Origin of the sequence: Legionella micdadei, assembly GCF_000953635.1 — a bacterium.
GTDB lineage: Bacteria > Pseudomonadota > Gammaproteobacteria > Legionellales > Legionellaceae > Tatlockia > Tatlockia micdadei.
The window spans coordinates 2591888-2605432 of the sequence record NZ_LN614830.1; the positions used below are offsets into that span (position 1 = coordinate 2591888).

Below are 13545 nucleotides of genomic sequence, written 5' to 3' on the forward strand. Positions count from 1 at the left end.
TCGGCAATACGCAATTATAAACTATTTGTTAAAAAATGATCAAAGAGTCTTACCTAATGTATTTTCTTGGCTAAATTCATGCTCAATATTGGTATCTAATGACTTAACTATTTTGTTAATTAGCGGGGAATCGATTTTATCAACATCTCCTACACCACTTATGTTTTTGGAAACATATTTTTTCCAATAACCTGCAGCGGATTTATTAAAAATGGCCACAAAGGATTCGTCAGGAATAGAAGCCGTCCCTCGCCATTTATAACGTTCGCCATCTTTTTCTATTGCACGGGCATGCATCGCAAGTGTTGCGAGTTGGATTGCCGTTCCCGGCTCTATCTCTTTTGACTTAACAGAGTCAATGAGGGTTTTTGCTAATTCCTTTTTAGTTTGATTGTGCAAAGAATTATCAGCATAGTCCATTAGATCAGTGAGAAATTCAATGACTATTCGCTGTGGTTTAGATAATTTTTCTTCACTTTGTGCTCTTGAGCCAGAGAAAAAGCCCCTTGCTAAAGCACTGCTTAACTCTTGACTAAGTGATTGGCTTGCTGAGCTCGCCTTTTTAATTGATACAACCGGGGCTTCACTGTCATAGCAACATTCTAAATTAGTTGTCATTCCAGGATAGGGGTAGTTTTCTTCAGTAAAAATCCCATAGGTCTGCCCATATCCCATTGCTACAGCCCAAGGATCCACAATAAGACAATTAGACAAATCAGTTAAATCATCTGATTTATGGCCAACTAAAAGGAACGTGTGCGATCCTAAACTTTGATTATGACTTACTATTTTTATTCCCATCTTTGGCAATTTACCTTCATCCATTAAGGTTAGAAGATGATCAGCAGCTAATTGTGCAAAAGTATGGCATGCCCCCATCTTCATTGTTTTTACTTTAGACGCAGTCTCTGCAATTGAACTTCGATCATAATTTTCTTGAGCGCCCATGCCGCCCATCACTTTAGGGCCGTAATATTCTTTCTTTGATTTTTCAATAACTAGCTCTTTCATATCTGGATTTATACATTGCGGAAATCGCAAAGCATCCATTGAACCATAGGTATCGGCCCGCAATTGGTACATATAAGAAGTGAGCGGAGTGTAAATCAAGCCAAGATTAACAGTGTCTTCATGAACTGAGGGTAGATTTTTAAATTTTGGATCATTGATAACGATCGCTAAAATTTGACGATCGTGAGCTGAAAGATCAGGGTTATTAAAAATATAATCTTGGGGATCTTTCAGAAATAAATTTAACTTCGAATTATTATTGATGATACCAAAGAACTTACCCATGTGGCCTATAAAGGTTTGCGATGGAATTTCTTCATTCTTAGCTAAAAAAATTGCTAATTTTTTCAGTTTTTCTTCAAGAGAATAATCTTGGTTATTCCAAGTATCTTTTACCCATTTTTTATCATCTTCCGATGTTAGCTTTCCATAAAGAGTTTTGAACAATTCTCGAACTGAATCTCTATCAATAACCGATTCATTTGAACAAGATTCAACAATTTTAGTAAAATATTTATTGATTATTTCTTGCTTTTCAAGCTGCATTAATTGGTGGACTTCTTTAATTAGATCATCCAATTTTTCACTTGATATTTGCGGTTTTCCTTCAGTTCTGGTTTTCATTTACACGGCTCTTTCGATAAACTTTATTAGTTTCAGTATATCGAAAGAAAATTAAGGTAAACTTACTTGATTATTAAGGAAATATTAACAAAATTAACTCATGAAAATTTCGATGCGATTATATATGGAAAATGATCTAAAAAGGATTGATAGGGTTCGTTATCTATCTTGCTGAATTCACGGCAATAATGCGCCTAATCCTCTTAAAAAACTAAGCAACCTCTTTCTAAGCCAATCATGAAGAGAGCCATTCCCGATTAAAGCCCATTGTAAAATTGCACCTTGCCATAACGCTTCCATATCCCAAACAAGGTTACCCGTTGAAATTATCTTTGGCAGTTCGCCATTTTTGATTGCTAAATCAAGTAGAGATTTAATTTTTTTTCTGCGAATTTCAAAATATTCCCTTGTTATTTGATTGAGTTTTTTTTCAATAATATCCAACTTTAGAATATCCAGACCATTTGCAACGTCTTCAGGCTTAACAAAAACAAGACTTAGATCGAGATACGTGGTGATGATTTGTTGGATTGATGTCTCTGCTAAAGCATTATTACTATCCAATTTTTCAGCCAACTTTTTATTCGCTAATTCCAATGCCTTATTTAAAATTTCTTTTTTTGACCCAAACCGTTGTATTAAAGTAGCGGGGGAAAGTTTTGTTTGACGGCTTAAATCTTCAAGGCTAAATTGTGCAGCTCCGATCCTCGTTATGATGTCTAAGATAATGGTTAATACTGCTTCGTCCGAAATTTTTTTTATCCTCGCCATTTAACCCCCAACTTCTGACAGCTTTTTAATTAGTTTATCTTTATCGATAGGCGCTAGTTGTCTACTGATCCCTTCCCAAGCTATATTAAATTTTTCTGGCTCAAATTCTTTAATATCCCTTAAGAAAACCAACTTATCATCAAAATTCATATGCGGAAATAACACTTCCATCATGTGAATCATGTGCTCTGGGAGCATCTCGCAATAACTTCGGGCATCAATTGCCCTAATTTCATTATCTGTTAGCCATTTTTGCAACTCCGGCATAAGTACACGCTCTTCATAATCAAAATGCTGGAGATTCTCGCTAAAAAAATTCCTTAGACTTAAATAGATTTCGTACCCTTGATAATTTATTTCATTTTCATCATTTAAACTGCATTCAATGACAGCAAATTTTTCCTCAATCCGCTCAAAAAACTCATGCTGATGACAATGATCCTCTGCCGCCTTTTGGTAAAGCGCCGAACCTTTCTCTTGCAAAATCAAATGAATTCTACTCTCTTCATAGTCAGCGTGAGAAATTAAGAGCAATTTTAATTCATTAATTTCTATTTTGATTCTGAGCAACTCTTGATGGGAACAGAAGTTAGCTTTTGCTACTTTTTGCAAGAGATTAGTGAACACATAAAAAATATATTTATGTTCTCGGAATAATCGATAACGTTTACCCATAGAAAGTACTTCACAATATAAATAAACGTTCATTTATATATTAATTTCTTTTTTTGTCAACACACCTTAATCGGAATTTTATTGGTTATCGTCAGATAATTAGCTATAGTTGATGCGATGTACAACAAGTGCTAAGGGATTTAAACTGTGACTAAAAGGATTATATTCATTCCAGGCAACAGCGGGGGCTCCCCAAGGGATAATTGGTTCCCAAGCGTGAAGAAAGAATTAGAAGGCTTTGGGCTAAACGTTATTGCGGAAGAATTCCCTGATAATGATCTTGCACGCGCTTCCTTCTGGATCCCTTTTTTACTAAATGAATTACAAGCCGATGAAAATACCCTACTTGTTGGCCACTCATCAGGGGCAATTGCAGCCATGAGGTTTGCCGAAAAATATCCCTTACTAGGTTCAGTATTAGTCGGCGCTTATTATACTGATTTAAACATGGAGAAAGAAAAGTTATCTGGTTATTTTGATTCCCCGTGGAATTGGAACAATATCCGAAATAATCAGCAATGGATTACTTTATTTGCCTCACAAGATGATCCCTGGATTTCAATCGATGAACCGCGATTTATCCATAAACAGCTTAATTGTGAATACCATGAATACACCAACCAAGGTCATTTTGGTGGTGATTATGAGAAGCTTACTTTTCCGGAATTATCGCTAGCTATTAGGCGGAATTTGGGTATGGCCCTGTAACCAATCCACTAAACTGCCGCCTCCCATTAATTTTCTCTGTGCTGGAAAAATAAAGCCGATAAAAATAACAACTTTCTCTCGGTCACTAGATTCCCCCTCTCACCTGCCATCTCCCCCTACTTCGAGAACGGGAGATGGCAGGTGAGGCATTTATACAACAATCCCAAATAAACCGAATGTCGACCTTTGATGCAAAAAAGTAGTTTTGATTTTTTGTCCTGTACAGAAATTAATTTTTTTTTCTATTTTGCATTTAAGCAATTGTTAATGTTCTATGCTTTAAACTAATAAAAAATTAAAGGAGGTGGGTTATGAGTAACAAACAATTATCTGAACGCTTAAATAAAGAGCTAGACGCGATTGGGGTACCTGGCTTAATGGATGAACGTATTCAAATTTGCTCCAAACTATTCAGGCTACCTAAATTTAAAGCTGAAGCTTTATTGAATGGTGTTGCCGTTGATCCTATATCCATGGAAAAAGTCGCTGAGGAACTTGAAGTAAGTGTGGATTGGCTATTAGGTCAAAAGAAAGATAAGAAGGAAAGGCATTAGGCAAAGATAACCCTTTGCCTAATGCAGGATATCAAAGTTGCATACCTTGTTTAAATACATCTCAAGAACTTCTGTAGGCTCATAAAAGCCGGATTGTGGCGCAATGTGATTTCCATTAGAGCATTTATTTTCCTTAGGATATTGGGGTCTGATTCCAGATATCTGTTAATTTGCTGATAACTAACTCTTTTTATAACCCGCAATCAAGAAATAGTAAATCCGCGTGGAAACACGCGGATTGTGCAGGGGTTCATACAGAATTACTCAGTTTTGCTACGCTCATTATAGACTAAAGACAGCGAAGAAGATTGTTGGTTTAATTGCTCATATGCCCTTTTTGCAGGCGTGTACTGTGGAAAACGGGTCATCAAGCGTTTTAAGATTCTCCTTGATAAATCTTCATCCCCACGGTTCCATTCACTTAAGGCATCGAAGTACATTAAATCAGCAGGTTGTTGCCCGGCCAAAACAGGTGTTTGATTGACGGGAATTGATTCAATAAAGCTGATTCTTTCTTGTTGTTGGGCATCAAGCCATTGCAACATTTTACGTGCCTGTAAGCTGCCATTTTCACTTGCTTGTTGCAATAAACGCTTGCCCTCTTCTGACTTGCGCTCTGGTGCATTATTAAATGACATCAGGGCCAGTTGGTATTGGGCATACGCATTATTGTTTGCTGCCAACTCACCATAGAGTTGTTTTGCTTGCTCACCGTCTTGGTTTACCCCTAATCCATATTGATACATCCTTGCAAGGGCAAGCTTGGCTTTCTCATTCCCTTTTTCTGCAGCTTGATGGTAATAACTCACGGCATTGCCAAAATCAAGCTTCGTTGCTACCCCCGTCTCAGACAACAAGCCAAGTTGATACAGCGCGTCAGGATCACCCAAATCGGCTGCTTTCTTATAGAGTTGCAATGCCTTTTGATCGTTTCGAGCAACCCCTTGACCAGTAAAATACATGTCAGCGAGTTGTGTCATTGCATCGCCATACCCTTGATCAGCAGCTTGAGTAAAAAGCACTTGGGCTTTTGCATAATCAACTGGTAGACCTTTCCCTTTCTCATAGATTAAGGCTAAGTCATATTCGCCTACAGCATCATTTTTTTGGGCGGCCAGTTGATAGCTCTCAAAGGCTTTTAAATAATCATCTTCGACCGTGTCGTAGATAAAACCTAGCGCAACAGCCGCTTTTGGATAAGCTTTTTGGGCTTGTGCGTACCACTTTTTAGCTTCATCATAATTTGGCTCTTTACCGATTCGGCCTAATTGGTAAAGTTGCCCTAACAAATACTGGGCAACTGGTTGGCCTTGTTCCGCTGAGGCCAAATACCATTTCGCAGCCTCTTCCCGATCGAGCTTTCCGGATAATCCCGTGTCGTAAAGATAACCGAGTTTTAACTGGGCATCTTTATCACCCTTGTCGGCTAGATTTTGATAAATATCTTGGGCCAGTTGCATGTTTGTCGGGTCATTCGCTTGAGCGAGGTAATAGTCAGCAAGTAGCAAACTAGCGATGCTATTTCCTGCATCACGCGCTTTATTCAAGTCATCAACGAAGGGTTCATTCTCCTCGTGTTTTAATATGGCCAAATTGAGGCTTGCATAAGAAAAACCAGCATCGGCTGCTTGTTGCAATAATGCCCTGCCTTTTTCCATGTCTTTACCCAACCCTTTTCCTTGGCTGTAGTAGGTGCCCAGAATGAATGAATTCACAGGGTTTAAAGCCGCTTGTTGATACCAATATAATGCTTCAACTTGATTTGCAGGTACCGAAATTCCCCTTTCATACATCATACCCAACAACAAGGCAGCCTCAGCATTGCCGTCTTTAGCTGATTTTTTTGCTACATTAAACGCTTGCAATTGTTTTTCTGGATTAGCAGAATCCATTGCATTGTAATAAGCCAAAGGTAATTCTGCTTCCACTACACCTTGATTCACTGCCCCTTGGTATAAGCGTCTGATTAATTTCGTACGATTTTGCTTGGCAACAACGCTCAATCCCGCTTGTTTTTGTTTCACCAGGTACTCAGCTAAGCGATATTGTGCTGGACCATACCCATTGGATGAGGCTAGGTAGTACATTGCCAATGCTTGCTGCTCATCAGGTTCAACTATCATAGTGCCATTTGCATCGGTAAATCCTTTGTCATAAATGTTCGCCAACACATATTGGGCATAAACATTTCCTTTGAAAGCAGCATCGGTCATCCAGCTAATACCTTGCTTGTAGTCGACCGGGTTTGTTTGCCCTTCTAAGTACAAAATGCCTAAATTGTATTCTGCACGAACCTCTTGCTGAGCCGCAGCTAATTGATAGTAAATCATGGCTTGTTGAGGGCTTTTATTGACAGCAATACCGTATTGATAGAGCTGGCCAATTTCAAATTGGGCAGATGAATCACCTAAAATTGCTTGCCCATAAAGGTGATTTAAAACTGCTTGATAATTTGCCTTATTTTCCCAACCCACCGTTTTTTCTTTGAAATAGTTGAAGTTTTGCGGATCTGATTTCTCTGGATAAGGAGAACCTTCATCAACCATAGATTGTCTCGGCTTATGCTTAAGTGCTAGCGATTCGTTGGCCTGTAAAGCCTCGATTTGTTTATCGAGTGGATAACGTGGGAATGTCCATGTGGCCGCCTGATTCGCATTAAGCATTGGGGCAATTAAATCGAAATAATCATTGATAGGAATTTCGCTAGGCTCGACCATTGTAAAATTAGGTTTATAAATTTCTGCACGTGTTACCGTTTCCATTTGAGGTGCGGGATTATAATTATTTTCTTTTAAAGCATGTGGATTTTGCCAAGCACTGTAAATTCCGCCTAAACTGTAGCTGTTATCCTTAAAACTGCTTGTCTTACCATTACTTAACCAACGCGCAGCTTCAATTTCAGGAGCAATGTTACTGCCTTTTTTTGCTGAAGTGTTTTTGGCTTTTAGTTCCCATTGCTCAGCCAATTGCGGATTCGCCGCAACTCCTTTACCTTCTTTATACAGGAGGGCTAGCGATTGCTGTGCTTCACCCGAACCATTTTGAGCCGCTTGGAGAGTCCACATGAATCCTGTTTTAGGATCATATAGTGGGGATTTCGGATCAAGGTATAGCCGGGCTAAAATCATTTCTGCGCGCACATCCTGAGCATTGGCCGCTTTAGTTAGCCATTCTTTGCCCTTTTCAATTTCATTTTGTTTTATAGCCAATTCCCCAAGCGTAGCCATTGCTGACGATGAATTTTGTGCAGCCGCTTTAGTCAGTAAATCTATCGCCTTGGCGTTATCACGAGCAACCACAGTACCATTCGCGTAGAGTTCACCTAATTTCGCTTGAGCCTCAGTAAAACCTTGATCAGCTGCTTTTGATAACCAAACTGCCCCTAATTTTTTATTTCGTTGATCACGGCTTTCAAGAAAATTCATGCCCAAAGTATATTGAGCGAGAGCATTGCCTGCTTTAGCTGCATCAATATAATATTTTCTTGCTGTATCCGAATTTTCTTTGGTACCCAAGCCAAACAAATAGGCAGCTGCACAATACATTTGTGCTTGAATATCACCTGCAGCAGCTGCTTTTTTAAACCAATATAAAGCCTTTTCTGGGTTTTTTTCTTCAATGAGATTATAACGGGCCAAAAATTGCTGCGCGGGCAGCATGCCTTTTTCTGCGGCCTGGGTAAAATAACGTAAGGCTAAATTATTATTTTTTAATTGACCATAACCATACAAACGCATCCGTCCCATATAATAATCAGCAACTGGATCTTTCCCTGACTCACTAAGAAGTGCTTGTGCAGCGAGTGGATAATTTCCTTGACGATAAGCATCCAATCCATTTGCGGCAAACGCAAATTGGCTTCCAGTGGCTGCAACCAAGTAAAACCATGGTACGAATGATTTCATGGTACTCCCCTCATTTTATTGTTTACCGCAAGTCTCTCTAGGTAATTCTTAATATTTAAACAATCAATCCAAGCATAATTCCCTGCTGCTACATTCCAGGAATAATGCCATAATGCACCACTGCACTTACTGCGCCATTTCGGGTACTGCTATTGGCCAACCAATAGTTGCCTCGATTATTTAAGCCGTAACGCACATTGGTATACTCACAAACCCTCAGCGTCTGCGCACAATCAACCACTTGGCCATAGGGGGATTTTTTGTTGGGGACTGAGCAAATGAATTTAACCTTCTTCTCATTTGTGGATAGAATCCCCCACTCATGCGGACCAATAACATGGTTTAAATACATACTGCGTGAACTCTCTTCATCACGCATTTGGAAGAGGTTAACAGGCTGACCCAATGTATTAAATAAGAAGTACATGGATTGATTCTGACCGTTTCCACCAGGAAGTAAATGCAACGCCTCCAATTCAAACTGGTAACCGGAGTTATAACATCCTATTGGTGGTCTACCATCCTCTTTTTCTGCTTTTTCCTCTTTTCCAGCCTTAGCGTTGGCTACCCCGACAGACAATAGCGTCAGCAAAAGGCTTAAACTTAAATTCTTGGTGATCGTGTTCATTGCTGTGGCTCCTCTTTTGTCAAAACAGGACGAATCACTACTTTAGTACCCAAGTAATGATTGCTTTCATTGGATAATTCGACGAAATTGTGATTGAGCCATTCAGCATCGCGGGTAAACATTCTCACACAACCATGGCTTGCCCGGTATCCGGGAATATCAGGCGAACCATGCAAGGCAAATCCCTTGTGGAAATACATGCAGAAAGGCATTTTTGCCCCTCCACGTCCAATTGGGTACACGTTGGATCGGCATTTCTCATTTTCTTTACTAAAGAAACGGAATATACCTGTCATCGTTCGGCAGGATCGGGCTGCATCAGGACACCTGTCCCTTCCTGAAGAAATTGGTCCCCATTTGACAAGTTGTCCATCCCTGTCGTAAGCGCCCCAAGCCAACTTATCTTGATCAACAATGACCTGTTTCTCACCTTTTTCGTTAATCGTTAATGGAAAAGGTGAAAAATCCAGGAGTGTTTTTTGTGATAAATTACGAGGGACAACGATGACTTTACCTGCCCATAAACTGTTATAGGTGCGGTTTAAGCGTTGAACAATATCTCGCTGTTGCTCATCGGGAAATAATCTTTCCCAAGATTGTCCTGAACCCACCTTAATGCATTGATAATTCGGGTAGGCACAGAGAGCAGGACCGTAGTAACTCGCAGCATTAACTGCAGCTGCTTGTATCATCAGTGCAATCACTCCTGTTATTTTTTTCATGTCGTGATTCCCCTAATCTACTTTTCAATATTTGTGATGCAAGAAGTGTGCTTAAAATGCAAAATTCTTATTTTTTTGTTGCAAATTTTAGTTTTTGACAACTTAAAAATAAGCTTTAAAAGGTATGTCGGTTGGTTGGTTAAAAAGTTTAGGGTTTGATTAAAATTTATAATGATAAATAATTTATGTCCTTCCTCGATTGGCAGTGGACTAATACTGTGAAGCTGCTAGGAATGGAAATGCGCGAATATACGTTCAGCCAGCTCACTGTTTATGCCATTCACTTTGGCAATTTCACTGAGAGGCGCCTTAGCCAATTCACGTAAACCGCCAAAACGCCGTAGCAAAGCTTGACGCCTTTTAGGACCGACACCCTCAATGGTTTCTAAAGAGGAATCCATTCCGGCATGTTGCCGTTTTTTCCTATGGGAGGTAATCGCAAAACGATGAGCCTCGTCGCGAATATGCTGTAATAAGTGCAAAGCAGGTGAATCTGAGGGTAAACTGATCTCTTTGTCATCAGCAACCAAAATGAGGCGCTCCCATCCTGCTTTCCGATCCGGACCTTTTGCGATACCTAACAGGATAACCCCTTCTATCTGTAAATCCGCCAAAACCCGTTCAGCTACAGCGACTTGACCTTTCCCGCCATCGATAATAAGCAAATCGGGCAACCGTTGCTCTTGCTTAAGGCGTTTAAAGCGACGGGTAATTGCCTGCTCCATTGCTGCATAATCATCACCCGGAGTAATTCCACTGATATTAAAGCGGCGATAATCTGCTTTGCGGGGGCCTTCTTCGTCAAAAACCACACATGAGGCCACCGTTGCTTCGCCTTGAGTGTGGCTGATGTCAAAACATTCCATGCGTACAATGGCTTCTTGCCGGTGAAGTAAATGGGCTAGCGCTTGGTACCTCATTTTCATCGTGGAAGATGATGCCCGATAATCTGCCACAGACAGACGCAAATTATTAAGGGCAAAGTCTAACCACCGGGCCTTCACACCGCGTGGTTTAATTTGAATTTGGCAAGTCTTGCCGCGTAATTCGCTAAGCAATGCTTGCAGTGCTTCACGCTCTGGAATGGCCTCATGAGTAATGATCAATGCCGGTATTCGTTCGGGCGTATCAATATAGTAGAAAGAAAGGAATGCGGTAAAAACTTCTTGCCATAACGCATTCCCTTCACTCCCCTCATCGGTAAACATTTGCTTAGGTACGGAAGGGAAAAAGCTATGGCTGGCTAATACATGACCCTCGCGAACAGTCACATACTGAATGCAAGCAAAGCCAGGCTGCGCCTCAATCGCTATCACATCCGCATCCCCTCTTAGCTGCACTACTCCCTGCTGCTCTTGCACTAAACGCAGACTTTTAATTTGGTCGCGAAAAATAGCCGCTTCCTCAAAGGCGAGATGTTTCACCGCTTGTTCCATGCGTTTTTCTAATTCATCAATAAGCAACTGCGATTTTCCTTGTAGGAATCGTCTAGCGTCATTAACCGATCGTTGATAATCCTCTGCAGATATATAACCTGTACAAGGCGCTGTACAGCGCTTGATCTGGTATTGTAAACAAGGGCGGGAACGTGCGCTGAAGTAGCTGTCGCTGCAATTACGGATTTTAAATACTTTTTGAATTGTTCCTAACGTCTCGCGCACGGCGGCTGCACTTGGATAAGGGCCGTAAAACTCCCCCTTGTTTGGTTTTTTCTTAGAACGATAAAGCTCCATCCGAGGAAAAGAATGACTAGAAGTGACATGGATATAAGGATAGGTTTTATCGTCACGCAGTAGGACATTGTATTTAGGCCGAAGCGATTTGATTAAATTGGACTCAAGTAAGAGTGCTTCAGTCTCACTGCGAGTGACGCTTACCTCAATTGTAGCAACTTGACTAATGAGCGAGCGCGTTTTCGCACCCACATTTTGCTTGTTAAAATAACTACTGACCCGCTTTTTTAAATTTCTCGCTTTACCCACATAAAGAACATCGCCTTTCGCATCTAACATACGGTAGATGCCAGGCTCGGTTGTGAGGTTTGTGAGGACATGGGTTATGTCGGTTGGCATTTGGTCGTTCATTTATCAAAAGTCATGTGAAACAATATCAGAAGATCGATTAAATTATAGACGTTAGAGTTAGGCGTAACCGCGCTGTCGGTAAATGAATGATATCCGAGCCGCGACCGTGAGGGAGCGGATAATCGCTTGCTCACGCACGCGGCTCGGATTGAGCCGAACTTGGGCTACCCAACGAATTAGAAATTAACCCTCATCATGCAAAGCATCATCATTAGGCTGTTCGATGACCCGATGTTTCATTGCTAAGAAGGTAAGTTCAACATCATTCTTGATTCCTAATTTCTCAAACATGCGGTAGCGATAACCGTTAATGGTTTTGGAGCTTAAGAATAGACGGTCAGCAATATCCTGTACTGTCATACCTCTCGTGATCATCAGCATCACTTGCATTTCCCGCTCTGACAGCAAGTCAAATGGGGAATCTTGCACAGCCTCTAGACTATTAATTGCCATTTTTTGGGCAATTTCGGCACTTAGGTATTTTTCACCTTTAGAGACCTTGCGAATTGCCGCTGCCATTTCTTCAGCACCCGACTCTTTTGTTAGATAACCCATAGCGCCTAACTGCAAAACTCGAGTAGGTAATGGTTCGGCACACATGGCGGTTACAGCAATGACTTTGACTTGCGGATGGGATTTTTTAAGTCGCCTCGTTACCTCCCAGCCATCTATTCCTGGCATCTTCATATCGAGCAGCACAACGTCAGGCTTATGGCTTTTAACCAAAGCCAACGCCTGTTCGCCACTCTCAGCATCCGCAACTACCTCCATGTCAGGCAGGTCATCTAATAATCGTCGAATTCCCATTCGCACAAGAGCGTGGTCATCAACAATTAGCACTTTTATCAAGCGTTGCTCCTTGACTACCTAGTCAATGAACAGAAAACATGCATCGATATTAGCAAGACTGACTAAGCATTACAATTAGATCTGTTTTTTATCTGTGATTTTTATTATCTATTTGTTGAAATATTATCTTAATCACAAAAAACAGTGCTAACAAGCCAAAATATGAATATTTGGATTATTCGGATCAACAGGGAATAAAGGCGGATATTCACCGAGTTCCTTGGCCCGTTCGATGTAACGCTTAATGTCTGACTCGACAAAGTCATAGAGTTGTTGGTAATCGTCAATGACAAAATAAACTGGCTGCAGCATATCGATTCGGTAAGGCATACGAAAAGCAACAACAGGATCAAACAATATCCGCATTGCTTCATCACTCTCAACACTATAAGCCGTTTCGCTAATTGAAGAAAGGATACCTCCTCCGTAAGCTCGCAACCCTTTTGGTGTCTTAATTAAACCAAACTCAACAGTAAACCAAAAAAGCCGCTGCAACAAAGGCCACTTTTCTTCGGGTAGACTTAGCACTTTACGGGCATAATTACAGACAAAATCCGCGTACACGGGATCAGTCAGCATTGGGCAATGGCCAAAAAGCTCATGAAAAATATCAGGCTCTTTAACGTAATCGATTTCCTCTTCACAACGAATAAAGGTGGCTGCTGGAAAACGCCGCTTTGCCAGTAATTCAAAAAAAGCACGTGCCGAAATTAGGGCTTCCACAGGCTCAACCTGCCATCCAGTGAGAGCATTGAGACGGCGGCTAAGCTCAGGCAACTGGGGAATATGCCCAGCAGACAAACCAAGACTTTCTAAACCTTGTAAAAACTCATCGCAAGCCCTTCCTGGTATAATTCTCATCTGACGCTCATAAAGTATTTGCCAGATGCGATGCTCTTCATTCGAATACTCTACCATCCCTTCTGCATCAGGTTGGTGAGCAACATAGCGGCTGACAAATTCCATGGTAACTCCTAAAAGCGAACAAAATAAAATTATAATATTCTTATGATT

The 13545-nt window shown here is 40.8% G+C and carries 11 protein-coding genes; 2 read left to right on the forward strand and 9 right to left on the reverse strand.

Annotation, left to right across the window (positions count from 1 at the left end):
* Nucleotides 1-39: 39 nt before the first annotated feature.
* From LMI_RS11495 to LMI_RS11505, 3 genes are all read right to left on the reverse strand, one after another.
* A complete protein-coding gene (locus tag LMI_RS11495) occupies nt 40-1635 on the reverse strand; it encodes a hypothetical protein (protein WP_045099928.1) in 1596 nt (531 codons plus the stop codon).
* A gap of 177 nt (nt 1636-1812) precedes the next feature.
* A complete protein-coding gene (locus LMI_RS11500; RefSeq protein WP_045099929.1) occupies nt 1813-2406 on the reverse strand; it encodes a TetR/AcrR family transcriptional regulator in 594 nt (197 codons plus the stop codon).
* Nucleotides 2407-3114 carry a hemerythrin domain-containing protein gene (locus LMI_RS11505; RefSeq protein ID WP_045099930.1) on the reverse strand — a complete coding sequence of 236 codons (708 nt, stop codon included), beginning with the start codon at nt 3112-3114 and terminating at the stop codon, nt 2407-2409. It abuts the gene before it with no gap.
* 114 nt (nt 3115-3228) lie between these two features.
* Between LMI_RS11505 and LMI_RS11510 the strand changes: the two genes are divergently transcribed.
* Nucleotides 3229-3789 (forward strand): RBBP9/YdeN family alpha/beta hydrolase, encoded by a 561-nt coding sequence (locus tag LMI_RS11510; RefSeq protein WP_045099931.1) that lies wholly within the window; start codon nt 3229-3231, stop codon nt 3787-3789.
* Nucleotides 3790-4100: 311 nt separating this feature from the next.
* A complete protein-coding gene (locus LMI_RS11515) occupies nt 4101-4343 on the forward strand; it encodes a hypothetical protein (protein WP_045099932.1) in 243 nt (80 codons plus the stop codon).
* A 260-nt stretch (nt 4344-4603) separates the two neighbouring features.
* Here the strand turns inward: LMI_RS11515 and LMI_RS11520 are convergent, their stop codons facing one another.
* The 6 genes from LMI_RS11520 to phhA form a co-directional block, all read right to left on the reverse strand.
* Nucleotides 4604-8248 (reverse strand): tetratricopeptide repeat protein, encoded by a 3645-nt coding sequence (locus LMI_RS11520; protein ID WP_045099933.1) that lies wholly within the window; start codon nt 8246-8248, stop codon nt 4604-4606.
* A gap of 88 nt (nt 8249-8336) precedes the next feature.
* Nucleotides 8337-8876, reverse strand: coding sequence for a hypothetical protein (locus LMI_RS11525; RefSeq protein WP_045099934.1), 540 nt, complete (start codon nt 8874-8876; stop codon nt 8337-8339).
* Nucleotides 8873-9598: a L,D-transpeptidase gene (locus LMI_RS11530; RefSeq protein ID WP_045099935.1), complete on the reverse strand. Its 726-nt coding sequence runs from the start codon at nt 9596-9598 to the stop codon at nt 8873-8875. The genes LMI_RS11525 and LMI_RS11530 overlap by 4 nt, the downstream gene beginning before the upstream one ends.
* A 227-nt stretch (nt 9599-9825) precedes the next feature.
* A complete protein-coding gene (gene uvrC, locus LMI_RS11535) occupies nt 9826-11682 on the reverse strand; it encodes an excinuclease ABC subunit UvrC (RefSeq protein WP_045099936.1) in 1857 nt (618 codons plus the stop codon).
* 183 nt (nt 11683-11865) lie between these two features.
* Entirely contained in the window at nt 11866-12531 is a 666-nt protein-coding gene (gene letA, locus LMI_RS11540) for a two-component system response regulator LetA (protein ID WP_045099937.1), read from the reverse strand.
* 147 nt (nt 12532-12678) lie between these two features.
* The gene (phhA, locus tag LMI_RS11545) at nt 12679-13497 is read right to left on the reverse strand and encodes a phenylalanine 4-monooxygenase (protein WP_045099938.1); all 819 of its coding nucleotides are present in this window, start codon (nt 13495-13497) and stop codon (nt 12679-12681) included.
* Nucleotides 13498-13545: the final 48 nt, after the last annotated feature.